Annotated in this window: 16 protein-coding genes and 8 pseudogenes; 13 read left to right on the forward strand and 11 right to left on the reverse strand. The window is 70.2% G+C overall.

All coding sequences use genetic code 11. The features are described from left to right. Nucleotides 1-115: 115 nt before the first annotated feature. From AB0M56_RS13085 to AB0M56_RS13100, 4 genes and pseudogenes are all read right to left on the reverse strand, one after another. Nucleotides 116-1,199, reverse strand: a pseudogene (locus AB0M56_RS13085) (acetyl-CoA C-acyltransferase); the annotation flags it as partial. Further along, nucleotides 1,192-1,791, reverse strand: coding sequence for a TetR/AcrR family transcriptional regulator (locus AB0M56_RS13090; RefSeq protein ID WP_364174562.1), 600 nt, complete (start codon nucleotides 1,789-1,791; stop codon nucleotides 1,192-1,194). The pseudogene AB0M56_RS13085 and the gene AB0M56_RS13090, both read right to left, overlap by 8 nt. Before the next feature lie 10 nt (nucleotides 1,792-1,801). Beyond that, nucleotides 1,802-2,566, reverse strand: coding sequence for an SDR family oxidoreductase (locus AB0M56_RS13095; RefSeq protein WP_364174565.1), 765 nt, complete (start codon nucleotides 2,564-2,566; stop codon nucleotides 1,802-1,804). Next, on the reverse strand, nucleotides 2,563-3,663 hold the full coding sequence (locus tag AB0M56_RS13100) for an acyl-CoA dehydrogenase family protein (protein WP_364174930.1): 1,101 nt from the start codon (nucleotides 3,661-3,663) through the stop codon (nucleotides 2,563-2,565). Before AB0M56_RS13100 ends, AB0M56_RS13095 begins: the two co-directional genes overlap by 4 nt. 86 nt (nucleotides 3,664-3,749) lie before the next feature. Between AB0M56_RS13100 and AB0M56_RS13105 the strand changes: the two are divergent. The 5 genes and pseudogenes from AB0M56_RS13105 to AB0M56_RS13125 all read left to right on the forward strand — a co-directional run bounded on the left by AB0M56_RS13105 (nucleotide 3,750) and on the right by AB0M56_RS13125 (nucleotide 9,919). After that, nucleotides 3,750-5,310, forward strand: a pseudogene (locus AB0M56_RS13105) (FadD3 family acyl-CoA ligase). A gap of 329 nt (nucleotides 5,311-5,639) precedes the next feature. Beyond that, nucleotides 5,640-6,458, forward strand: a pseudogene (locus tag AB0M56_RS13110) (enoyl-CoA hydratase); the annotation flags it as partial. After that, the gene (locus AB0M56_RS13115; RefSeq protein ID WP_364174933.1) at nucleotides 6,453-7,724 is read left to right on the forward strand and encodes an acyl-CoA dehydrogenase; all 1,272 of its coding nucleotides are present in this window, start codon (nucleotides 6,453-6,455) and stop codon (nucleotides 7,722-7,724) included. The pseudogene AB0M56_RS13110 and the gene AB0M56_RS13115, both read left to right, overlap by 6 nt. A 79-nt stretch (nucleotides 7,725-7,803) precedes the next feature. Next, entirely contained in the window at nucleotides 7,804-8,838 is a 1,035-nt protein-coding gene (locus AB0M56_RS13120) for an acyl-CoA desaturase (RefSeq protein WP_364174568.1), read from the forward strand. A 10-nt stretch (nucleotides 8,839-8,848) separates the two neighbouring features. After that, entirely contained in the window at nucleotides 8,849-9,919 is a 1,071-nt protein-coding gene (locus AB0M56_RS13125; RefSeq protein WP_364174571.1) for an MBL fold metallo-hydrolase, read from the forward strand. A gap of 375 nt (nucleotides 9,920-10,294) precedes the next feature. Here the strand turns inward: AB0M56_RS13125 and AB0M56_RS13130 are convergent, their stop codons facing one another. Beyond that, a complete protein-coding gene (locus AB0M56_RS13130) occupies nucleotides 10,295-10,561 on the reverse strand; it encodes a hypothetical protein (RefSeq protein ID WP_364174574.1) in 267 nt (88 codons plus the stop codon). Nucleotides 10,562-10,564: 3 nt separating this feature from the next. Next, complete coding sequence (locus AB0M56_RS13135) at nucleotides 10,565-13,087, reverse strand: BTAD domain-containing putative transcriptional regulator (RefSeq protein ID WP_364174577.1); 2,523 nt, start codon at nucleotides 13,085-13,087, stop codon at nucleotides 10,565-10,567. Between the two features lie 141 nt (nucleotides 13,088-13,228). Between AB0M56_RS13135 and AB0M56_RS13140 the strand changes: the two genes are divergently transcribed. Beyond that, nucleotides 13,229-13,648 (forward strand): peptidase inhibitor family I36 protein, encoded by a 420-nt coding sequence (locus AB0M56_RS13140; protein WP_364174581.1) that lies wholly within the window; start codon nucleotides 13,229-13,231, stop codon nucleotides 13,646-13,648. A gap of 95 nt (nucleotides 13,649-13,743) precedes the next feature. Beyond that, entirely contained in the window at nucleotides 13,744-13,998 is a 255-nt protein-coding gene (locus tag AB0M56_RS13145; protein ID WP_220238245.1) for a Smr/MutS family protein, read from the forward strand. 12 nt (nucleotides 13,999-14,010) lie between these two features. On the opposite strand, the pseudogene hsaB reads toward AB0M56_RS13145, so the two are convergent. The 5 genes and pseudogenes from hsaB to AB0M56_RS13170 all read right to left on the reverse strand — a co-directional run. After that, a pseudogene (gene hsaB / locus AB0M56_RS13150) lies at nucleotides 14,011-14,546 on the reverse strand (3-hydroxy-9,10-secoandrosta-1,3,5(10)-triene-9,17-dione monooxygenase reductase subunit). Nucleotides 14,547-15,058: 512 nt separating this feature from the next. Then, nucleotides 15,059-15,955 carry an iron-dependent extradiol dioxygenase HsaC gene (gene hsaC, locus AB0M56_RS13155; protein WP_364174584.1) on the reverse strand — a complete coding sequence of 299 codons (897 nt, stop codon included), beginning with the start codon at nucleotides 15,953-15,955 and terminating at the stop codon, nucleotides 15,059-15,061. 49 nt (nucleotides 15,956-16,004) lie between these two features. Continuing rightward, complete coding sequence (gene hsaD, locus AB0M56_RS13160) at nucleotides 16,005-16,832, reverse strand: 4,5:9,10-diseco-3-hydroxy-5,9,17-trioxoandrosta-1(10),2-diene-4-oate hydrolase (RefSeq protein WP_364174587.1); 828 nt, start codon at nucleotides 16,830-16,832, stop codon at nucleotides 16,005-16,007. After that, nucleotides 16,832-18,001: pseudogene (hsaA, locus tag AB0M56_RS13165) on the reverse strand (3-hydroxy-9,10-secoandrosta-1,3,5(10)-triene-9,17-dione monooxygenase oxygenase subunit). Before hsaA ends, hsaD begins: the two are co-directional and overlap by 1 nt. Next, nucleotides 17,998-18,975, reverse strand: a pseudogene (locus tag AB0M56_RS13170) (FAD-binding protein); the annotation flags it as partial. The pseudogenes AB0M56_RS13170 and hsaA, both read right to left, overlap by 4 nt. Before the next feature lie 23 nt (nucleotides 18,976-18,998). Between AB0M56_RS13170 and AB0M56_RS13175 the strand changes: the two are divergent. The 6 genes and pseudogenes from AB0M56_RS13175 to AB0M56_RS13200 all read left to right on the forward strand — a co-directional run. After that, nucleotides 18,999-20,352: pseudogene (locus AB0M56_RS13175) on the forward strand (FAD-binding protein); the annotation flags it as partial. 33 nt (nucleotides 20,353-20,385) lie between these two features. Beyond that, nucleotides 20,386-21,503: pseudogene (locus AB0M56_RS13180) on the forward strand (Rieske 2Fe-2S domain-containing protein); the annotation flags it as partial. Then, on the forward strand, nucleotides 21,500-21,802 hold the full coding sequence (locus AB0M56_RS13185) for a hypothetical protein (RefSeq protein ID WP_364174590.1): 303 nt from the start codon (nucleotides 21,500-21,502) through the stop codon (nucleotides 21,800-21,802). The pseudogene AB0M56_RS13180 and the gene AB0M56_RS13185, both read left to right, overlap by 4 nt. After that, a complete protein-coding gene (locus AB0M56_RS13190) occupies nucleotides 21,795-22,811 on the forward strand; it encodes a ferredoxin--NADP reductase (RefSeq protein WP_364174593.1) in 1,017 nt (338 codons plus the stop codon). Before AB0M56_RS13185 ends, AB0M56_RS13190 begins: the two co-directional genes overlap by 8 nt. Nucleotides 22,812-22,831: 20 nt before the next feature. Beyond that, nucleotides 22,832-23,692 carry a MaoC/PaaZ C-terminal domain-containing protein gene (locus tag AB0M56_RS13195; RefSeq protein WP_364174596.1) on the forward strand — a complete coding sequence of 287 codons (861 nt, stop codon included), beginning with the start codon at nucleotides 22,832-22,834 and terminating at the stop codon, nucleotides 23,690-23,692. A 57-nt stretch (nucleotides 23,693-23,749) separates the two neighbouring features. Continuing rightward, on the forward strand, nucleotides 23,750-24,232 hold the full coding sequence (locus AB0M56_RS13200) for a riboflavin kinase (protein ID WP_364174600.1): 483 nt from the start codon (nucleotides 23,750-23,752) through the stop codon (nucleotides 24,230-24,232). The last annotated feature ends 4 nt before the right edge of the window (nucleotides 24,233-24,236 follow it).

Below are 24,236 nucleotides of genomic sequence, written 5' to 3' on the forward strand. Positions count from 1 at the left end.
TCCCAGCGGCTGGGCGGTGTGGTGACCGGCCCTTCGGCTTTTGGCGCGGCTACAGCCGTTCGACGATCGTGACGTTGGCGGTGCCGCCGCCTTCGCACATCGTCTGCAGGCCGAACCGCGCGTCTCGCCGTTCGAGCTCGTGCAGGAGCGTGGCGAACAGTTTGGTGCCCGACGCGCCGATCGGGTGGCCGAGCGCGATGGCGCCGCCGTTCACGTTCACGCGATCCGGGTCCGCGCCGGTCTCGTCGAGCCACGCGAGCACGACGCTGGCGAACGCCTCGTTGACCTCGAACAAGTCGATCTCACCGATCGTGAGGCCGGTCTTGCGCAGCGCGTGCGCGGTCGCGGGGATCGGTCCGGTGAGCATCCAGACCGGATCGGCGGCTCGCACCGACAGGTGGTGGATGCGCTCTCGGGGCTTGAGCTTGTGCTCGCGCACGAACGCTTCCGAGGCCAGCAGCGTCGCGCTCGCGCCGTCCGAGAGCTGGCTGGAAACGGCGGCCGTGATGCGGGAACCTTCGGAAAGCGGCTTCAGCGTGGCCATCTTGGCGAGGCTGGTGTCGCGGCGGGGACCTTCGTCCACGCGGAAGTCACCGTAGGCCACGAGTTCGGCGTCGAAGCGCCCTTCGTCGATGGCGGCGGCCGCGCGTTCGTGGCTGCGTAGTGCGAACTCCTCCAGCTGTGCGCGTGAAAGGTCCCAGTGGCGCACGATGAGGTCGGCGCCGCGGAACTGTGAGACCTCCTCGGCGCCGTAGCGCTCCTGCCAGCCTTTCGCACCCGAGAACGGGTCGGGGAACCCCAGCTCGCGCCCGGCGAGCATCGCCGAGCCGATCGGCACGGCCGACATGTGCTGCACCCCGCCCGCGAGCACGAGGTCGGCCGTGCCGCTGAGCACGGCCTGCGCGGCGAAGTGCACGGCCTGCTGGCTCGCACCGCACTGGCGCCACCGTCACGCCCGGCACGTGGTCCGGGAACCCGGCGGCGAGCCACGCCGTGCGCGCGAGGTTGCCGGCCTGCGGCCCGAGCGTGTCGACGCAACCGAGGATCACGTCGTCGACCAGTGCGGGGTCCACGCCTGAGCGATCGACGACCGCTTTGATCACGTGCTCGCCGAGGTCGGCCGGGTGTACCGCGGCGAGCGCGCCGCCGCGCCGGCCGACGGGCGTGCGCACGGCGTCGAGCACGTAGGCCTCAGCCACGGCGCCTCCGCTTCGCTATGCCGTCGAGCAGGATGCCGAGGTACTGGCCCGCGACGTCGTGGGCGCTCAGCGCGCCATCGGGGTTGTACCAGCGCACGGCGACCCAGACCGTGTCGCGGATGAAGCGGTAGACGAGCTCCACGTCGAGATCGGGGCGGAAGACGCCGGCCTCGACGCCGTCGGTGAGGATGCCGTTCCAGAGCTTGCGGAACTCGGCGTTGCGATCGTTGAGGTACGCGAAGCGCGGCAGCTGCATGAGGTGCTGGGCTTCGTTCTGGTAGATCGCGACCTCGGCGGGGCGCCGGTGGATCGAGTCGAACGACGCGACGACCACGGCTTCCAGCGTCTCGCGCGGGCCTTTGCGCTCCGCGACGATCTCCGCGTAGGCCCCGAACAGCTCGTCGAGGAAACTGGACAGGATCTCGTCGGCCATCGACTCCTTCGAGTCGAAGTGGTGGTAGAGGCTGCCGGACAGGATGCCGGCGGCGTCGGCGATGTCGCGGACCGTGGTGGACACGTACCCGCGCTCGGCGAACAGCTTCGCGGCGAGCGCGAGCAGCTCGGCTCGCCGGGATCCGGGGGCGTTCTTCACTCGTTCCACCTCACGCGTGCTGGGCACTGACCGACACCACCTCGCCGGTGAGGTACGAGGCGTACTCACTGGCCAGGAACACCATCACATTCGCCACCTCCCACGGCTGCGCCGCCCTCCCCGAGGCCTCGCGCGCGCTGAGCTCGGCGAGCAGCTCGTCGCTGGTGACCTTCGCGAGGTTGGCGTGCATCGCGAGGCTGGGCGCGACGGCGTTCACGCGCACGTCGTACGGAGCGGCGTCCACGGCGGCGCAGCGGGTCAGGGCCATCACGCCTGCCTTCGCGGCGGCGTAGTGGGCCTGGCCACCCTGTGCGCGCCAGCCGAGCACACTCGCGTTGTTCACGATGGCGCCGCCGGTTTTCTGCACCGCGAACCGGCGCAGGGCCGCCCGGGTGGCGCGGAAGGTGCCGGTGAGCGTCACGTCGAGCACGCGGGACCACTCGTCGTCGGTCATGTCGAGGATGGAGGCGGTGCCGCCGAGGCCGGCGTTGTTGACGAGCACGTCGAGGCGGCCGAAGTGCTCGACGGCCGCGTCGACGAGGCGCTGGACGTCTTCTTCGCGGGTGACGTCGCAGGGCACGCCGGGGACGCCGAGGTCTTGCGCGGTCTCCTTGAGGCGGCGTTCGTGGCGGTCGCTGATGAGGACGTTCGCGCCTTCTTCGAGGCAGCGCTTCGCGGCGGCCGAGCCGATGCCCGTGCCGGCAGCCGCGGTGACCACGACGACCTTGTCCTTGAGCAGGTTGTTGCCACTGGGGTACTTCGGGACGGTGATCACGGCCGGGCCTCCCGGGGCAGGCCGAGGACGCGCTCGGCGATCAGGGTGCGCTGGATCTCGTCGGAGCCGCCGTAGATCGTGTCGGCGCGGGAAAAGAGGAACGAGCGTTGCCAGCGGTCTTCGGTCGCGACCAGGCCCGCGGCGCCGCGCACGAGCATGGCCAGCTCGCCGCGCTTGCGGTGCCAGCCGGCCCAGACCAGCTTCGCGACGGAGGCGGCGCCGGGTCCGTCCGGTGCGCGCAGTGCGTGCGCGTGCATGACTTCGAGGCCCACCCACGCCCGGGCGATGGCCTCTTTTATGTGCGGATCCGTTGCCGCACCGGACGTTTCGGCGAGTTCCGTGATCGCCTCCAGCTCCCGGCGGAATCCGACCTGCTGACCGAGCGTGGCGACGCCGCGTTCGAACCCGAGCACGCCCATCGCGACCCGCCAGCCGTCGCCGGGCGCGCCGACCACGAGGTCCTTGGCGGTGCGGGCTTCGGTGAAGAAGACCTCGTTGAACTCGGCGGTGCCGGTGAGCTGGCGGATCGGCCGGACTTCCACGCCGTCCTGGTGCATCGGGATGAGCAGGAACGACAACCCGTGGTGGCGCTTGCTGTCCGGCTCGGTGCGGACGAGCGCGAAGCACCAATCGGCGACGTGGGCCAGCGACGTCCAGACTTTCTGACCGGTGATCACCCATTCGTCCTTGCGGAGTCGCACTTTCGTGCCGACCGCGGCGAGATCGGACCCGGCGCCGGGTTCGGAGTGGCCCTGGCACCACAGCTCGTCGACCGCGAGGATCTTCGGCAGGAACCGGCGCCGCTGGGCTTCGGTGCCGAACGCGATCAGCGCCGGTCCCAGCAGCTCCTGCCCGAGGTGACTCACCCGCGCGGGCGCGTCGGCGCGGGCGTACTCCTCGTGGAAAGCGATCTGCTGCTCGATCGTCGCGCCGCGCCCGCCGTGTCCTGGGGGCCAGCCCAACCCGTTCCACCCGTCGGCGCCGAGTTTCCGTTCCCAGGCCCGGCGTTCCTCGAACGCTTCATGCTCCCGGCCGGGCCCGCCGATACCCTTGAGCGCGGGGTCGAGGTGCTCGGCCGGCCAGGTGCGGATCCGCATCCGGAACTCGTCCACCGCGTTCTCCTCTCTGGCCTCAGGGCTCGTCCGTAGGTTACCCTACCAAGCACTTGCTAGGGAGGTCTGCGATGACGCTGCCGCTGACCGTTCCCGCAGCGCTCGACGCGGCCGCGGAGCGGGACCCCACCGGCGAAGCCGTGGCCGACGGCGACGTTCGGCTGACGTGGGCGGCCCTGCGCTCACGCGTGCGGGCTTTCGTGGGCTTCCTGGCGTCGCACGGCGTGGGCACCGGCGCGCGAGTCGCGGTGTGCTCTCCCAACACGTGGCACTGGGTCGTGGCGGGCCTGGGCATTCTCTACGCGGGCGCGACACTCGTTCCGGTGAGCACCCGGTTCACCGCGCGGGAACCCCTGGATGTGCTCACGCGGGCGCGGGTCTCGGGTTTGGTGATCACGGGCCGGTTCCTGGAAACTTCGCGGCTGGCCGCGCTGGATTCCTTGCCGCCCTTGATGGTCCGCGTGCCGGTCGAAATCGCGGAGCCGCCGGTGCCGGGCGTCGTCGAATGGTCCGATGTGGACTGTACCGGTGGCTCGGTGGCGGTGACCCCGGACGACGTCAGCGACATCCTCTTCACCTCCGGCACCATCGGCCGCAGCAAGGGCGCGATGAGCGCACACCGTCAGGCCCTCGGCGTGGCGGCCGCGTGGGCGTCGTGTGCCGGGTTGTCTTCTGGGGACCGTTACCTGGTGGTGAACCCGTTCTCCCACAGTTTCGGTTACAAGGCAGGAATTCTGGCCCGCGTCCTGACCGACGCAACGATCGTTCCGCAGCGCGTTTTCGACGCTTCCTCGACGTTGCGCTTGATCGAGCACGAGCGCATCACCGTGCTGCCCGGCGCCCCGACCGTCTACCGGATGCTGCTCGACTCCCCGGACCGTTCAGACCGGGACCTGTCCACTCTGCGCCTGGCCGTCACGGGCGCGGCGTCGGTTCCGGCACCTCTTGTGGCCCGCATGCACTCCGACCTGGGCTTCGACACGGTGCTGACGGCCTACGGCCTGACCGAAGCCGTCGTCGCCACCATGAGCAGGCCGACGGATTCCCTCGACGTCGTCTCCCACTTCTCCGGCCGCCCCACCGCCGGCTTCGAAATCCGCCTCGGCGACCACGACGAGATCCTCCTGCGCGGCCCCAACGTCATGCTCGGCTACCTCGACGACCCGGCCGCCACCGCGGCCGCCATCGACCCGGCCGGCTGGCTCCACACCGGCGACGTGGGCTTCGTGTCCCCCGACGGCCACCTCCGCATCACCGACCGCCTCAAGGACATCTACGTCAGCGGCGGCTTCAACGTCTACCCCGCCGAAGTCGAGCAGGTGCTCGCCGCCCACCCCGCCATCGCCGACTCCGCCGTCGTCGGCCTCCCCGACCCCCGTGTGGGCGAAGTGGGCCGCGCCTACATCGTCCCCCGCCCCGGCGCTGGTCTGACCGTCGATGCTGTTTTGGCGTACTGCAGGGAGAATCTGGCCAACTACAAGGTGCCGCGCTCAGTCGAGTTCGTCCCTGCGCTCCCCCCGCAACACATCGGGCAAAGTCCTCAAACGCCTTCTCCGCGAGACCCCCACGCCCGACCCCGTCGACGAAGCGCCCGCCAATGCATCCTCACCGCAGGAGCGCCCACATGCCTGATCTCCTGGACTCGGCGGCCTCACCATCACCGCCACGCCGCGCGGACCCGACCGGATCCGGCCGTAGCGCAGGCATGCGTGACCTGCCAAGCGAACACCGCGACCCCGTCGCCCACGCGGATCGGCCCGCGCTGGAACCCCGGGGAGCACACCGATGCCTGAAGCCCTCCACGAACGCTGCGGCACCATCACCCTCGTCACCACGGACCGACCGGAGCACTGCAACCGTAGAGAACACACCGATGCCTGAAGTCCCCTACGAACACCACAGCCCGACCGCCCTCGTCACCACGAACCGGCCAGAGCACCCCGACCGGGAAGAACACACCGATGTCTGAAGTCCTCTACGAACGCCACGGCCCGACCGCCGTCGTGACCATGAACCGGCCGGAGTACCGCAACGCCCAGAACTCCGCGATGACCTACGCTCTCGACAATGCCTTCACCCGCGCCGTCGAGGCCTCCGAGGTTAAGGTCATCGTCCTGGCCGGCGCAGGCAAGCACTTCTCCGCCGGCCACGACATCGGCTCCCCCGGCCGCGACGCCGACGTGTCGTTCCCCCACCGCGCCGTCACCTGGTGGGACCACGTCGACGCCCCCGGCGCCGACCAGCGCTTCGCCCGCGAATCGGAGGTCTACCTCGGCATGTGCCGCCGCTGGCGGGACCTGCAGAAGCCCACCATCGCCGCCGTCCAGGGCGCCTGCATCGCCGGCGCCCTCATGCTCGCCTGGACGTGCGACCTCATCGTCGCCTCCGACGACGCCTTCTTCGCCGACCCCGTAGTACGCATGGGAATTCCCGGCGTCGAGTACTTCGCCCACCCTTGGGTCCTGGGCCCGCGCGCCGCCAAGGAAATCCTCTTCACCGGCGCGCGCTTCTCCGCCGACCAAGCGCTGGCGCGGGGCATGGTGAACCGCGTCGTCCCCCGCGACTCCCTGGAATCCGAGACCCTCTCGCTGGCCGCCAAAATCTCCGAGATGCCCCGCTTCGGCCTCGCGCTCGCCGAGAAAGCCGTCAGCCAAGCCGAAGAACTCATGGGCCTGCGCAACGGCATGGGCTCCGCATTCCCCCTCCACCACCCCACCCACGCCCACAACGCCGAAACCGCCGGCGACTCCCTCGGCGGCCACACCGCCCGCTCCATGCGCCACCCCGCACCGCCGTCGCCCCGCCCTGAGCCGACCGCCGCCGCCCACCACGCCACGGACCGACACACCTCAGGGTCCCCGGTCCCGACCCCGCCGACCACCCGACAAATCACAGCAGCACAAGCAATACCGGTCCCGCGTCCGCCGAGCACCCAGCAAATCACGGCACCGCAAGCAACACAGGAGCTCCGTGCCAGCGTCCGCAAGCTTCTCGACCGTGAGGCCGAGCCGTGGCCCGCCCTGTGCGCTCAGGTCGGCGTCGCCGCCCTCACGGTGCCTGAGCGGTTCGGCGGGTTCGCCACCGAACCGGCGACCCAGCCGGCCGATCCGGCCGACCCAAGCCACCGGGCCAGCCTGATCCGCCCGTCCAAGTCCACCGACTCGGCCGACCCAGCCCATCCGGACCAGTCCATCGGCCTCGCCGAGGTGCAGATCGTCGCGGAAGAGCTCGGCCGCAACCTCACCGATGTGCCGTTCCTCGGTTCCTCCGTCCTCGCCGTCACCTCCCTTCTCTCCACCCCCAACACCGGGGCCCCGGCTCTGGCCCGCCTGCTCCCGGCCTTGGCCGAGGGCACCGTCGGCGCTCTCGCCTGGACCGCCGACGGACGCCGGGACCCGCTGCAGCCCGCCTTCACCGCGGACGAGTCCACAGTGGATGGGACGGCCCACTACGTCCTCGACGCCGCCGACGCCGACGTCCTCCTGGCCGCCGCCAGGACCCCGGACGGCCCCGCCCTCTTCGAGGTCGATCCCGCACGCCCCGGCGTCCGCCGCGAACCCGTGCCGACGAGGGACGAGACTCGCCACCTCGCCACCGTGACGCTCGACCAGGTCCGCGCGCGTCCGCTAGGACGCGTCGACCTCGCACGGGTCCGCGACGTCGCCTGCGCCGTACTGGCCGCCGAACAGGTAGGCGCGGCCTCACGGGCGCTGGAGCTCACCGTGGAGTACACGCGCCAGCGGGTGCAGTTCGGCCGCCCGATCGGTAGCTTCCAGGCGCTCAAGCACCGGATGGCCGACCTCCACGTGCTGGTGGAGACCTCCCGCTCCGCCGCCTACGCGTCGCCGGCGTCGCCCCGGCTCGCGGCGGTGGCGAAGGTGCACTGCAGCGAGGTGTTCTCCGAGGTCACCGCCGAGATGATGCAGCTGCACGGCGGCATCGCCATCACCTGGGACCATCCCGCGCACCGGTACTTCAAACGAGCGCACGCGGCCGCGCAGCTATTCGGCGCACCCCATCACCACCTTTCGCGCGTCCACCCCTAGCGGGGTGGGGCCACCCCCCGTACGGGTTCTGGGGTCTGCCGGGTTCTGCTCGGCCGGCTTCCCCGAAAAACTCGACGAGGTGACCACAGACAATCTCGTTCTCCCGGCCGCGGCCGGTCCCGGCAGCGACTTCGCCCGCCTCTCCCGCCGCATCACCGACGCGGGGCTGCTCGCGAGGCGCCCCGGCTACTACACGGCCAGGATCGCCGTGGTGACCACGCTGTTCGCCGGCGGCTGGATCGCCTTCGCGCTCCTCGGGGACTCGTGGTGGCAGCTCGCCGTCGCCGCGTTCCAGGCCTTCATGTTCGGTCAGATCGCCCTGCTCTCCCACGATCTTGCCCACCGCCAGGTGTTCCGCACGCGACGCCCGTCCGAAGCCGCCGGACTCCTCGCGGGCAACCTGGGCGTGGGCATGAGCTACGGCTGGTGGATGGACAAGCACACCCGCCACCACGCGAACCCCAACCACGAGGAGCTGGATCCCGACGTCGACCCCGACATCCTCGTGTGGTCGCAAGACCAAGCCCGCGCCAGCCGCGGTGTGCCCCGGTTCATCGGACGGCACCAAGCGTTCCTGTTCTTCCCGCTGCTCACACTCGAAGGCCTGAACCTGCACTGGTCGGGCATCCGCGCCGTCGCCCGACCTGGCCTGCGCCGCCGCGGCCTCGAGGCCACTCTCCTGGCGCTGCACTTCGCGGCCTACCTCACCGCGTTGTTCGTGGTCCTCCCGCCGGGTCTGGCCCTGCTCTTCTTCGCCGTCCATCAGGGACTGTGGGGTGTCTACATGGGATCGATCTTCGCACCGAACCACAAGGGCATGCCGACGCTGACCGGCCGCCCCCAGCTAGACTTCCTCCGCAAGCAGGTGCTCACGTCGCGCAACGTCCGTGGTGGCGCGGTCGTGGACGTCGCCCTCGGCGGCCTCAACTACCAGATCGAGCACCACCTCTTCCCGAGCATGCCGTCGGTGCACTTGCGACGCGCTCAGCCGATCGTGCAGGGTTACTGCGCCCAGCTCGGCATTCCCTACCTGCAGACCAGCCTCGTGGAGTCCTACCGGCAGGCGCTGACCCACCTCCACGAAGCTGGGGCTCCTCTCAGGAAGCGTTCGTAGACTCGAGGGCATGCTCAGGAAAACTGTCTCGGCACTCGGTGACCTCCCGGTGGCCTTCGGCGCGACGGCCACCGGCGCGCGTGCCGAGCGGATGCGCCGCTCGCCGCAGTACGCCGACGGCGTCTTCCACAACGCCTCACCCACGCGCTCGGCCCCTTCGCCCTCGGCCGCCGGCGGCATCCTGCGCGAGCTGCTCTTCGGCGACGACCGCGACCGCCGCAAGCCCACCGGGGAGATCCCGCTCGTGGCCGACGCCGCCGCCGACTCCGACGAAGGCCTGTTCCTCACCTGGTACGGCCACGCCTCGACGCTCGTCGAGATCGACGGCGCCCGCGTGCTGTGCGATCCGGTGTGGAGCGACCGGGTGTCGCCCGCCGCTTTCGCGGGCCCGCGCCGCCTGCACGCCGCGCCGGTACCGCTGGACGCTGTCGGCCGGGTCGACGCGATCGTGATCTCGCACGACCACTACGACCACCTCGACCTCGCCACCGTGCGCGCCCTGCTCGAGGCGCACGACGCGCCGTTCCTCGTGCCATTGGGGGTCGGCGCGCATCTCGAGCGGTGGCACGTGCCGGCTTCGCGAATCGTGGAGCTCGACTGGCACGAGGAAGCCGAGATCGCCGGCATCCGGTTCGTGGCAACGCCGGCCCAGCACTTCTCCGGCCGCGGCATCGGCAACGACAGCACCCTGTGGACGTCGTGGGTGATCTCCGGGCCGCAGCACAAGGTGTTCTACAGCGGGGACACCGGCTACTTCGACGGCTTCGCCGAGATCGGCGAGGAGTACGGCCCGTTCGACGCCACGCTCATCCAGATCGGTGCGTACGCCCCGCACTGGCCGGACATCCACATGACGCCCGAAGAAGGCATCGCCGCACACATCGACGTTCGCGGCGGGCTGCTCCTGCCCGTGCACTGGGCGACGTTCACCCTTGCCATGCACCCTTGGGGTGAACCCGCTGACCGCGTGTGGCGCGAGGCCAAGGCGAACGACCTCGCCCTCGCCGTGCCGAAGCCTGGCCAGCGGATCGACGTGGCGAACCCGCCCGCTGTGGACGGTTGGTGGCAGACCCTGGGGTGACGCCCTGGGTCTTCGCTCGCCGTCCGTGAGGCGGCGCTCCGGTCTCCAGCTGAGACGAACCTGTTTGCGCGCCGCCGAATTGACTTCTGCTGGGTACATCGCTGATCCGTTCTCACGTGAATGTGTGTCGGTGTGCTGCTCGAGATGTGCTGCTCGAGTGCAGAAATGATTGCTGCTGAAGGATTTTCGCGCCGATGAGGACGGGGCGGAGTCGCACCGCGTCCGGCTGCTTTGATGAATTCGAGGTTAGCGCACCCCAGGCGGCAATTGCCGCCCTTCACCCGAGCGACCACTCGATCGTGCGAACATGTGTTCGAATCGATGACATCGGCGGATCACCGTGGGCATGATGGAACGGTGCTGCTCCAGTGATCCTTACTCGTCACCCGTGTCCGGGCGCCCGCCTGCTGTAGATCCCGCGACGGCAAGCCGCTCCTGCAGCCTCGCGTGCCGGAACTGGTACACCTCGCCGACCTGACGCAGCACCCCGCGCCGGCGCGCGTCGGCGAGGAAAGCCATGAATCCCCACGGAATCCGGCCCCGCGACGCCAGCCAGAGCCGGGTGAACGCGAACGCGCCCCACGCCCGGGCCAAACACACACTCACGCCGACCGAAAGGCCGAACAGACCGCCACCTGCCACCGCCTACACCGCGCTGGTCGCGGGCAGGAACACCTGTCCACCGATGACCGCGCCGGCGATTCCGTAGGCGATACCACCCAGGTTCGCCACGAGGTACCGGCCCAGCAGCCCGGCGGCCACCCCGCCCGCCAGGCCGAGCACCACGTCGTAGTGCCCGTTCAGCACTTCGAAGGTGGACTCGGCGGGGGTGAGAGCCAGTGCCAAACCATAGAAGAGACCCAGGGAGACCATGAATGACAACGTGAACGAGAGAGCCGCGGCACGATCGTGGCGCAGCACGGTCTCCGGGCTGGACACCCGGTTCGCGTCGAGCGGCGTGCCCAGCCAGACGTGCACGCCGATGGCCAGGCCGAACACGAGCGCGAGCAGGCTGACCACCCAGGCCGGGAGCGACCAGCCGAGGCCGAGGCAGACTCCGATCACGGCGCCCACCGCGAACCGGCGGGCGAAGCGGCCGGCGGTGCCCGCGAACCTCGGTTCCACTCGTAGCGGTCCTGGCCGGCGCCCGACGCTGTGCGTGACGCAGCCTGCGATCGCAAAGGAGCCTCCGTAGATCGCCCCGATCACCGGGCCGGCGGCCAGCCAACCGGTGAGGGCGAACAGCACCGCGGGCGGCAGGCCGAGGTACAGGCCGACGACGAGCCTCGGCACGGCGCGGTCGAGCTGCCACCAGGCGAGGTCGCCAGTGCGTTCGCGCTCAAGCAGCCGCGCGAGGAAGGTGAGCCAGCGCTCGGCCTCCGCGGGGTCGTAGTCGCGCGGCCGGTGTGGGCGGACGAGCTGAGCGGGAGGCGCGGGTTTGCGGGTGTAGACGGCGGGGAGGTACGCGTCGAGGAGGTGTCGTTCGACGGATGCGCGGTCCGGGAATCGCGTGGGGTCGCAGAGTTCGCCGGGGTCGGTGGCGGGGTTCGCGTAGGCGGTCCTGGCGAGGTCGACCATGAGGGGCGTGCGCAGGGCTTGGGCGAGCGGCCCGGTTGGCTCGCGGCGAAGGCGGCGGACGAGCGGGTCCCAGCGGGTTTCGCCCGAGCGTCGGCGTGCGGTGAGGAAGGCGATCGTGTCCTCGATCTCGACCGGCTCGATCTCGACCACCGCGGCCCGGGTCAGGAAGGAGCCCGCTTGGCGGACCGCGAGCTCGTACTCGGCGCTGCGGCAGGTCACCACCAGCGGGCGGCCGGCGCCGACGGCCTGGTCGAGCGCATCGATGGCGGCGGTGTGGAGGCCGGGCGGGGTTTCGTCGAGGCCGTCGAGGACCGGAATGATCCGGCCTTCGAGGACTAGGCGCAGGCCAGCGCCCTCGCCGTAGGCGGCGGTGTTCGCGAGGCCCGGGTATTCCTCGACCAGCTTGCGCGCCAGCCAGGTGTGCAGGTGCTCGCGGTGCGGGTTCCAGGAGGCGAGCGGCAACAGCACCGGCACCGGCTCGCCCGGTGGCGGGTCGGTAAGCAAACCGAGAGTGAGGAGGATCGCCAGCACGGACTTTCCGGCGCCGGGCTCGCCGAGTACCACGAGCTGACGGGCCGGGACCTGCCGGAACTTCGCGACGACGTCGGTCAGGTCGCCGCTCAGCACGAGGCGGTCCGGGCCCTCGCCGGGGCGGGCGCCGAGCACTGCTGACGCGGCGGCGGCGACCTCGCGCTCGGTGCTCGACCAGTTCAACGGCACCGGCTCCGGCCGCTTGAGCGAGCGCATCTCGACTTCGGCAGTCCACTGTCGGGTGATCGCCGCGGCGAGCTCCTTCGCCGCGCGGTCGAGCTCGTCCGGGGGTGCGGCGGTGGCGGGCACGTGGTCGGCCGGGCGGTTCTCGCCGCGGAGGATGCGTTCGTGCAGGTCGCGGACGTCGGGACCGGGGTCGATGCCCAGCTCTTCGGCGAGGTCGGTGCGCAGGCGCTGGAACACCTTGAGCGCGTCTGCCTGCCGGCCGGAGCGATCGAGCGCGAGCATCAGCTGGGCGTGCGGCCGTTCGCGGAGCGGGTGCTCGGCGACGACCTCGGCGAGTTCGTCGACGACCTCGCGGTGCTGGCCGAGCGCGATCTGCCAGTCGACGCACGACTCGAACGCGTCCAGGCGCTGCTCGTCCAGCCGGCCGGCACGGCTGACCAGCACTGAGGTTTCGAGCCCGTCGAGTGCGGGACCGCGCCAGAGCTTGAGTGCGGCGCGCATCTCGCGCACGCCGTCGCGCAGAGCGCCCTTCTCCGCGAACCGCCTCGCGTCGGCGATGCCCTTGGTGAAGCGGAACAGGTCGAGCTGGTCGTCGGCGACGGTGATCCGGTAGCCGGGACCGTTGGTGACGATGAGGCGCTGCTCGGCGTCACCGAGCCGTTCGCGCAGCGCCGACACGCAGTTCTGCACCTGCTTGGTGGCCGTGGCGGGCGGCTCGCCCTCCCACGTGGCCTCGATGAGCCTCGCCATGGGGACGACGGCGTTGGGGGTGAGCAGCAACGTCGCCAGCACGCGCTGATGCCGGGTTCCCGGGAGGGGCAGCCGTCCCCCGGCCGTCCAGATCTCCAACGGCCCCAGCACACAGAAGTCCATCCACAACCCTCCCCGGGCCGTGATCATACCTGCGCTGACCTGCGTGAGGACGGCGCGATGATGGCGCGAGGACGGATCTCGGCACGGTTGAGCCATCCGGTCGCCCGCTCCGGGGTGACCGCTCAAGGGGAGAGAACCGCCATGTCGAAGATCCGTTCTGTCGCCGCGATCGCGGCCGCCGTCGCCGGTGTCGCCGCCGGCACCGTGCTCGCCGCAGCGCCGGCCTCCGCCGCGACCGCGCCCTGCCCGGCGAACTACTACTGCTTCTACCAGGACAAGGACTACAACGCCGGCGTCTACAACCAGCGCTGGCACCTGAACTACAGCTCCACACCGTCGGGGAGCTTCAACAACCCGCCGCAAGCGACCAAGGGTGACCGGCGCAGCCAGCTGTCGTCGATCATCAACAACGGCAACCGCACCATCTGCCTCTACAACCACCGCGGCGTCCTGGGCGACAAGCTGATCCTGAAGGTCAGCCCGTTCAAGGACTACAAGAACCTCGTCGACATCCCGGGCGCCAACGACAAGGCCGACTCCTGGAAGATCAACGCCTGCTGATCTCTCCTCTTCGGACCGAGCCGCCGACGCCGTGAGGGGTGCGCCGGAGGCTCGGTCCGGTCGTCTCGCGGGGCGCGCGTGGCACGCTAAACGGCATGAAGCTCAAACTCGACCTGCACGACATCTACAACCGCAGCGGCGAGATCGACCGGGCGCTGCGGGCGGTGATCGACGAGGCGGTGGCCAAGAAGGCGCCGCTCGTGGAGATCATCCCGGGCAAGGGGTCCGGGCAGCTGAAGAAGCACGTGCTGCGGTTCTTGGAGCAGAAGGAGATCAAGGCGCTCTACCACCGGGTGGAGAAGGACAAGGACAACTTCGGGCGGGTGTTCGTGCATTTCCGCTGGAAGTGAGGCTCGGGCGCGCTACAGCCAGTCGTCCGGGCGGGGCCAGGGCAGGAGGGCCGCGAGCGGGTCGGGGACCGGTTCCGTAACGGTGTACTGGCCGCGGTGGAAGAGGAGCGGCCGGGCGTCGGAAGTGTCGCCGAGGGCGGTCACGCGGCCGATGACGACCTGGTGGTCGCCGGCGGGGTGCACGGTCTCGAGGGCGCAGTCGATCCATGTGAGGGCGCCGTGGATCAGCGGGCGCCGGACGGGGCGGGGTGCCAGGCGACGGTGGCGAACTTGTCGTCGCGGCGGGCGCCGAAGGTGGCGCTGAGGTCGCGCTGGTGCTCGGCGAGGACGTTGACCGCAAAGCGACCCGTGTCGGCGAGGACCGGCCAGGTGCGCGACGCGCGGGCCACGCAGAACAACGCCAGCGGCGGATCCAGCGACAACGCCGCGAACGACTGACACGCGAACCCGACGGGAGTGGCCCCGTCGCGTCCGGTGACGATGGTGACGCCGGTGCAGAAGTGCCCGAGCACGGCACGGAATCGAGACGGATCGAGTACGGCGGTCATCCAGGGCTCATCGACGGTGCCGTAGGACGCCAGGTCGCCGGTGGCTCCGAGGCCACGGCGGGCGGGCGTGGGCGGAGAAGACTGCGAAGCGACGTGGCCATCGGGAACGGAAGCAGAAGTCGCAGTCCCACAAAGACACCGCGAGGCCCGCGCACGCGGAAACACTGCAAAGCGACGTGGCCATCGGGAACGGAAGCAGAAGTCGCAGTCCCACAAAGACACGCGGCGCCGAGGCACGCGGAAACGCTGCAGAGCAACGCGGCCATCGAGAACCGACGCTGAAGCCACAGGCCCACAAAGACACCGCGGTGCCTGCGCACGCGGAGACAAATGCGAAGCACCGTCGTCATGGAGAACTGACGCTGAACGCGCGGCCCCACAACGACCCCGCGACGCCAGCCCGGGCCGAGACAACCGCGAACCGCCCTCATCATCGAGAATCGACGCCGAGGTCCTGTCCTCACAGCGACACCGCGATGCCGGCGTGCGGAAAAAACTGCCAAGCACCGTCGTCATCGGGAACCGACGCTGAAGTCGTGGCCCCACAACGACACGGCGGTGCTTTCGCGGGCGAGCCAGGTGGTGTCGTCGACGTGGCGGCCTTCGCAGCCGTATTCGAGGTCGAAGCCGCCGGGGGTTTTCATGTAGAAGGAGAGCATGAGGTCGTTGACGTGGCGGCCGAGGGTGGCCGACAGCGGCACCGAGCGGCGGTGGGCGCGGTCCAGGCAGCGGCCGACGTCGTCGGTGGATTCGACTTCCAGCATGAGGTGGACGATGCCGCTGGGGGTGGGCATCGGGAGGAACGCGAGGCTGTGGTGGCGGGGTTGCAGCCGAAGAAAGCGCAGCCATGCGGGTGGGCCGTCGGCGGGGCGGCCGATCAGCTGGGGTGGCAGGCGCATGGAGTCGCGGAGGCGGAAGCCGATGTCGCGGTAGAAGGCGAGCGCGGCGGCGTCGTCGTGGGTGGACAGGACGACGTGGCCCAGGCCTTGGGGGCCGGTGACGAAGTGGTGGCCGTAGGGGCTGACGACGCGGCGGTGCTGGAGGGCGACGCCGTGGAAGACTTCCAGTGTGGTGCCCGAGGGGTCGGCGAAGGTGATCAGTTCGGTGACGCGGCGGTCGGCCAAGTCGTCGGGCGTGCCTTCCTTGTAGTCCACGGAAGCGGCGGCCAGGCGGATGCGGATGTCGTCGAGTTCCTCGGCGTTGGCGGCTTCCCAGCCGACTTGTGCGAGGCGGTCGGCGGGGCCGGGGACGATGACGAGGCGGGCGGGGAAGTCCTCCATGCGCAGATACAGCGCGTCGGGGTTGGGGCCGGTGCCTTCGACCAAGCCCAGGACCTTCAACGCATAAACGCGCCAGGCGGGGACGTCGGTTGCTTCGACGCGGAGGTAACCGAGGGAGCTGATGGCCATTACGCACGCCCGAGGAAGTCGAGGGCCGGGCGGACGTACCTCAACGAACTCATGGCCCCAGGAAGTCGAGTGTGAGGCGGTTGAACTCGTCGAACTTCTCGAGCTGGGCCCAGTGCCCGCAGCCGCCGAAGACGTGGAGTTGGGCGCGCGGGATGGTTTTCAGGGCGAGGAGGGCGCCGTCCAGGGGGTTTACGCGGTCTTCGCGGCCCCAGACGAGCAGGACGCGTTGGCGTAGGCGGTAGGCGTCGCGCCAGAGGAGGCCGTCCTCGACCGACGATGCGAACGACTGGCCCAGCGAGCGCATGGCGGCCAGGGATTCCGGTGAAGAAGCGGCGGCGAAGCGGTCGTCGATCAGCTCGTCGGTGATCAGGGACTGGTCGTGGACCATGATGCGCAGGAACGCGGCCATGCGGTCGCGCGTGGGGGAAGCGGCGAAGCGGCCCAGCAGGCGCACGCCCTCCGTGGGGTCGGGTGCGAAGAGGTTCACGCTCAGGCCACCCGCGCCCGTCAGGACCAGGCGGCCGGCGCGCGAAGGGTGGTCCAGGGCCAGGCGTACGGCGGCGCCCGCGCCCAAGGAATTGCCGACGAAGTGGGCGCGCGCGATGCCGAGCGTGTCCATGAGGCCAACGATGGCGTCGGCGCTGTGGCGGAAGTAGTGGGGGTGCTCGGTGGGCTTCGACGACTGCCCGAAACCCGGCTGGTCGACGGCCAGCATGCGGTACACCTTGCCGAACTCGGGCAGGGTGCGTCCGAAATTGGACCACGCCGAGGCGCCCGGACCGCCGTCGTGGAGGAGGATCAGGGTTTCGGCATGCTCGGTGCCGGCTTCGTGGTAGTGCAGCGAGAGCCCACTCGGGACAGTAACGAAATTGCCCATCACACCATCGCATTCTCGACGGGCAGCCCGAAGGCGCCGGTGCCGAACATGACGTACGCGCGCTCGGCGTCGTTGGCGGCGTGGACGCGGCCGGCGTGCGCGTCGCGCCAGAAGCGCTGGATCGGGGTGCCGCGTTACAGCGCGCGGCCGCCGGAGTTTTCGAAGAGGCGGTCGATCGCGGAGATCGCGCGGTCGGTGCCGCGGACCTGGTCGCGCCGCACGCGCAGCCGCGTGGAGAACGGCAGCTTTTCACCGCGGCACGCCAGCTGGTACAGCTCGTCGATGTTGTGCGTAAGCTGCAGCCACGCGGCGTCGATCTCGCTGGCCGCCTCGGCGATGCGGATCCTGGCGAACGGATCGTCCTGCGCCTTCTCCCCCGCGTACGCCGCTCGCACGCGACGCCCTTGGTGCTCCACGTGCGCGTCGTACGTGCCCTGCGCCATGCCGATGATCGGTGCGGTGATCGTGCTCGGGTGCACCGAACCGTAGGGCAGCTTGTACAACGGCCCCGGGTTCACCTCCTGGCCCGGCGTCCGGCATTTGGACGTGGCCACAAAGGACAGTGCGCGGTGCGCGGGCACGAAGACGTCTTCCACCACAACATCGTTGGACCCCGTCCCGCGCAGGCCCACCGTGTCCCACACGTCCACAAGGGAATAGTCGGACAGCGGCAGCAGGTACGTGCAGAAGTCCACCGGCGCGCCGTCCGCGAACGCCGGCGCGCCCAGCAGCACCCACGTGCAGTGGTCGCAGCCGGACGAGAAGCTCCAGCGGCCCGACAGCCGATAGCCGCCGTCGACCACCGTCGCCTTGCCCATCGGCGCGTACGACGACGAGATCCGCACGTCGTGGTCCTCGCTCCACACCTCTTCCTGCGCCCGCGCGTCGAACAGCGCCAGGTGCCACGGGTGGACGCCGAGGATGGACACGACCCAGCCCGTGGACCCGCACGCGCTCGCCACGAGCTTCACCGCGGTGTAGAACGTGACCGGGTCGGCTTCCAGCCCACCATACCGCTTCGGCTGCAGCAGGCGAAAGAACCCGGTCTCCTGCAACGCCTTGACGGACTCGACCGGCACGCGCCGCGCGTCCTCGGTCTCCTGCGCGCGTTCCCGCAGCACCGGGAGCAGGTCACGCACTCCCGTGATCACGGCAGGCAGCTCGCTCATCGGCCGTCCTCTCGTTCGACGAGACCAAGAATAGAACACGTTCTCGTTTTGTCGACGCGATTGGACTCCGGAGCACTGCTCTTCCCTGCCCGACGACCGGAAAACACGCAGTCGGCCAGCGACAGACCGCTCACGTAGGACCTGGAACAGATTCCCACCGCCGTCCGCCCCGCCGCGTACAGACCGCGAACGCCGGCCACCGCGCCGGTGTCCTCGTCGACCACGAGCCCGCCCAGCGTCAGCATCGGGCACGGGTAGCCGAGGCTCGGCTTCACGGACACGTCGATCAGCGAGAACGGTGGAGTGTCCAGCGGCCGCGCGAACTCCGCGGGCTTGCCCAGCGGATCCCGGCCTTGCCGATACGCGGCGTACGTCTCCCGCAACCCCTCCGGGCCGACACCGGCACGCCGCGCGACTTCCTCCAACGAAGCACCCGTGACGCGCCCGCGGCCCAGGAGGTGCCACAGCTGCAACCGCGCGAACCACTGCCCCTGCTTGCGTCCGTCCCGCCGAGCTTCGGCGACCACCGGCTCGTCGACGAGCAGCCAGCCCCGTCCGCCGTGCGCGGTGATCATCCGCTCGCCGATCGCCGCGCCGTAACGGGATTCGTCGATGATCCAGCGCCCGGCGACGTCCACGAGCAAGCCGCCGAGGAACGCGGCCGGCGGCGTGAGGAACCGCCACGCCGAGATCCGGTCCATCTCCGCGACCCGCCCGCCCACCGACAATCCCAGCTCGATACCCGAACCGTCGTCGGCCGAAGTCCCCAGCGCAAGCCCGCCGCGGTACGCCGGTGCATGCCGGCGCACCAGCTCACGATTCGCGATGAACCCGCCCGCCGCGAGCACCACACTCCGGCGCGCGACGATCCGCACCTCACGCGAATACCGCTCTTCCAGCCGCTCCACGCGCCGGTGCAACGAGCGTCGAAGCGGTAGCACATAAATCCCCGGCTTCGCGGCGTACGAAGCCAGCAATGCATGCCGACGCCGCGCCCAACGCCCCACTCGAGTTCCGCTGGGTGCCCGGCTACAGCGACTACCACCCCGAAGCCCCCGGCGGACGCGCCGCAGGCCGCTCCGTCGAACCGAAGCCGCTCGACGCGAAGCTCCTGGGTGACGACCTGGCTCGACTGGAGCCGCCGTACAGCGCGCCGCCGCTCGGCGTCCCGATCACCCAGTCCGACTATCGCTGGCTGAGCCTGCTCCCCGCCACCCCCGCGGCCTCGCCCGCGTCGCCGAACTCGGCGCTCGCTGGTTCGCCGGGAGACTCCGCGGGCAGCAGCCGATCGCCATGGGGCAAGCGCTTGCGGCCGGGCTTTTCCTGGGGCTCAGGCGCGCCGGCGTCGACGTCCTCCTCGACGCCCCGCTCGTCGAGCTGACGACGGACGACGGCCGCGTCACCGGCGTCCGAACCACCGCCGGCGTCTTCCACGCCCGGCGCGGCGTGCTGCTCGCGTGCGGCGGCTTCGAGCACAACGAGGAGATGCGCACCAAGTACCAGCGCGCTCCGATCGGCACCGAGTGGACCGTCGGGGCCGCTGCCAACACCGGCGACGGCATCGCGGCCGGCCTGAAGCTCGGCGCGGCCACCGCCCTCATGGACGACGCGTGGTGGGGCCCGTCGATCCCGCTCACCGGCGGCCCGTGGTTCGCCCTCGCCGAGCGGTCGAGGCCCGGCTCCCCCATGGTCAACGCGCGCGGCAGCCGGTTCGTCAACGAGTCCGCGCCCTACGTCGAAGCCGTCCACGCGATGTACGGCGAAGGCGACGGCCCCGCCGAGCACATCCCCACGTGGCTCGTGTTCGACCAGCGCTACAAGGACCGCTACCTGTTCACCGGCATCGGGCCCCGCCGGCCGCTGCCCGGCCGCTGGTACAAAGCCGGCATCGTCGCGAAGGCACCGACGATCGAAGAGCTGGCCACCAGCATCGACGTACCTCCCGAAGCCCTGCGAAGCACCGTCGAACGCTTCAACGGCTTCGCCCGCACCGGCGTCGACGAAGACTTCCACCGCGGGCGAAGCGCCTACGACCACACTACGGCGACCCGCGCAACCACCCCAACCCCAGCCTCGGCCCGCTGGCCAAACCGCCGTTCTACGCGGTGAAGATCGTGCCCGGCGACCTCGGCACCAAGGGCGGGCTGCGCACCGACGAGCACGCCCGCGTGCTGCGCGAAGACGGCTCGGTCATCCCCGGGCTCTACGCGGCGGGCAACACCAGCGCGGCCGTGATGGGCCGCACCTACGCCGGACCCGGCGCGACGATCGGGCCCGCGATGGTGTTCGGCTACCTAGCGGCCGAGCGGCTCGCGACCGAAGATCGGACCGGCACGGGAGGCAGCCAGTGACGTCACCACCGCGAGAGACCGTCCGCACGATCGAACGCCGGCACGCCGCCCACACGCTTCGCCCGCGGCTGGCACTGCCTCGGCCTCGCCGGCACCCTCCGCGACGGGAAACCCCACGCCATCGAAGCGTTCGGCACGAAGCTCGTGGTCTTCGCCGACTCGTCGGGACGGCTCAACGTGCTCGACGGCTACTGCCGCCACATGGGCGGCGACCTCACCCAGGGCTCGGTGAAGGGCGATGAGGTCGCGTGCCTGTTCCACGACTGGCGCTGGAACGGCGCCGGCAAATGCGTGTCGATCCCTTACGCCAGACGGGTTCCTTCGTGCGCGGACACGGTCTTGGCGCGTGCTGGAGGAGAACAAGCAGCTGCTCGTGTGGCACGACCCCGAAGGCAACCCACCGCCCGACGACGTGGTGATCCCCCGTGTCGAGGGCGCGTTCAGCGCCGAGTGGAGCAACTGGACCTGGGAATCCATCCTCATCGAGAACGCCCACTGCCGCGAGATCATCGACAACGTCGTGGACATGGCCCACTTCTTCTACATCCACCACGCCTACCCCACCTACTTCAAGAACGTGTTCGAAGGGCACGTCGCCACGCAGTTCCTCAACACCAAGGGCCGCCCCGACATGGGGATGGCTTCGAACTACGGCGGCGAGGACAACCTGCTGCGCTCGGAAGCCTCGTACTTCGGGCCGTCGTACATGATCAACCACCTGGTGAACTCGTTCCAGGGCTTCGAGATCGAGAACGTGCTCATCAACTGCCACTACCCTGTCACGCCGACGTCGTTCGTTCTGCAGTGGGGGATCATGGTCAAGAAGCTGCCCGGGATCTCCGACGAGCACGCGGACAAGATCGCCGCGCGGCTCGCGAAGGGCATCGGCGTCGGGTTCCTGCAGGACGTGGAGATCTGGAAGAACAAGACCCGCATCGACAAACCCGTTGCTGTGCGAGGAAGACGGGCCCGTGTACCAGCTGCGCCGCTGGTACGAACAGTTCTACGTGAACGCCGACGACGTCACCGAGGACATGACCCGCCGCTTCGAGTTCGAGGTCGACACCAGCAAGGCCAACGAGGCGTGGGCCGCTGAGGTGGCGGAGAACCTGGCGCGACAGCGCGCCGAGGCGGAAGAGGCAGGCGTGTGACGGCAGAGGTCACGGAGTCCCTCACCGCCGGGCTGCGGCCGCACGAGTGCCGCGGCTGCGGAACGTGCGTGCTGGTGAAGAAGAACAGCCTCACGCACACGAGCATCCAGTGGACCACCGACGCTTCCCACAGCTGTCCCGTTTTCGCCGCGCACGTGGCCGCCGGCCGGCATCCCGCGTTGCTCGACACGTGCGGGAAGCTGGCCGGCAGCATTGCCGACGCCGTGCGCGACGGGAGCCTCGCCGTGGCCGAGGTGTCCCGCGACGGCAGCACGGTCGAGGTGGTGCGCGGTGGCTGACGTCGTGACGCTGACCGTCGCGGAGGTGATCGTCGAGACCGCCGACGCGCGCTCGATCGTGTTCACCATTCCGGAAGGACATCAAGCGGCCTTCGCCTACGCGCCCGGCCAGTTCCTCACGCTGCGGATCCCCAGCGACCGCACGGGGTCCGTCGCGCGGTGCTACTCGCTGTCGAGCGCGCCGTACGAAGGCCGGGTGCAGGTCACGGTGAAACGCACGGGCTACGGCTCCGGCTGGGTGTGCGAAGAGCTGCGGGTCGGCGCGGAGATCGATGTGCTGCCGCCGGCCGGGGTGTTCGTGGCGTCCTCCTTGGACCGCGACTTCCTGCTGTTGGCGGCGGGCAGCGGGATCACCCCGGTGATGTCGATCCTGAAGTCGGCGCTGCGGCACGGCACCGGTCAGGTCGTGCTCGTCTACGCCAACCGCGACGAAGCGTCCGTCATCTTCGCCCGGGAGCTCGCCGAGCTCGTGACACAGCACCCGGGCCGGCTCACCGTGGTGCACTGGATCGAAAGCCTGCAGGGCCTGCCGTCCGCGCGCATGCTCGAAACCCTCGCCGCGCCCTACCGCGGCCGCGACGCGTACCTGTGCGGGCCGGCGCCGTTCATGGCCGCGGCCAGGACCGCGCTGACCGTGCTCGGAGTGCCGCGCGAGCGCGTCCACGTCGAGAAGTTCCACTCCCTCACCGGGAATCCGTTCGAGCAAACACCTGAGCCCGTAGCAGCAGGCAGCGAGACGGCCCGGCTCACCGTCGATCTCGACGGCGAAACCCACACGGTCGCCTGGCCCCGGCAGCGGAAGCTGCTCGACCACCTGCTCGCCGAGGGTCTCGACGCGCCCTACTCGTGCCGCGAAGGCCAGTGCAGCGCTTGCGCGTGCCGCCTGGTGTCGGGTGAGGTGAAGATGCTGAACAACGAGGTGCCGGACGCCGAAGACCTCGCCGATGGGATCGTCTGGCCTGCCAGTCGCTGCCCCGTCACCGACGAGGTGTCGGTCAGCTACGAATAGCCGAAAACCAAGGAGACTCCGTGCCCATCGACCCCGCGCTCGCGATTGGTGCCGACCTCGGCGAGGTGCGGTTCGCCTGGACGCCGTCCGACGTGCTGCTCTACCACCTCGCGCTGGGCGCGGGCGCCGATCCGGTCGACGAGCGCGAGCTGCGCTACGCCTATGAGCAGGACCTGCGCGTGATCCCCACGTTCGCCACCGTCGCGGTGAACCTGCGCACGTTCGCCCCGCCCGCGCTGAAGTTCCCGGGCGTGGACATCGACCTCGCGAAGGTGTTGCACGGCACGCAGGAGATCGAGCTGCACCGGCCCATCCCCGTCGACGGCGAAGCGGTGGCGCGCACCCGCATCACCGACGTGTTCGACAAGGGCAAGGCCGCGGTTCTCGTGCAGGAGACCACGGTGTCCGACACCCAGGGCGATCCACTGTGGACGGCTCGTTCCGGCATCTTCGCCCGCGGCGAAGGCGGGTTCGGCGGCGACCGCGGGCCGTCGCGGAAGCTCGCGTGGCCCGAGCGCGAGCCCGACGCCGTGCTCGACACCCCGACGCTGCCCCAGCAGGCGCTTTTGTACCGTCTGTGCGGCGACCGCAATCCGCTGCACGCCGACCCCGCGTTCGCGAAGGCCGACGGGTTCGACCGCCCGATCCTGCACGGCCTGTGCACCTACGGCGTGGTCGCGAAGGCGCTCACCGACGCGTTCCTCGACGGCGACCCCACGCGGATCCGCTCGTTCGGGACGAAGTTCGCCGGTGTGGTCTTTCCGGGCGAACCGCTGCGCACGCGCGTGTGGCGCGACAGCGACCGGCTGCTGGTGACCACCACCGCTCCGGAGCGTGACGACACTCCTGTGCTGTCCGACACAGTGCTCGTGCCGCGCTGAGCCGACCGCCAGTATTACGGTGTCGGAAAGGACACCGGAACAGGGACGGGACGGCGGATGGCGGACGAGCACGCTCTCGGTCAGCACAGCGGCACCTTCTTCGTGGTCCGCGGACCGGTGGAGCCGGGTGACAAGCGCGGCCGGGAGCTGGGCTTCCCCACGGCGAACATCGCGCTGCGCAACCAGAGCGGGCAGGTCGGCGACGGCGTCTGGGCCGGCTGGGCCGAGCGCGCGGACGGTACGCACGTGGCCGCCGCCGTGTCCGTCGGGCGCCGCCCCACCTACTACGGCGCCGACGGCTACCGGCTCGTCGAAGCGCACCTGCTCGATTTCAAGGGCGACCTCTACGGCGAGACGCTCACGGTGTGGCTCGGCGCGCACCTGCGCGAGCAGCAGAAGTACGACTCCGGCGAGGAGCTGATCGCGGCCCTCGACCGCGACGTCGCCGCCACGCGCAAGTGGATCGAGGAGAACCCGGTGAGCGAGCTGCCGGACCTCGGCACGCCCCCGCCCGACGGCGAAGTGCGCCGAATCGGCTGAACCG

It is taken from the genome of Amycolatopsis sp. NPDC051372, assembly GCF_040682095.1.
Taxonomy (GTDB): Bacteria; Actinomycetota; Actinomycetes; order Mycobacteriales; family Pseudonocardiaceae; genus Amycolatopsis.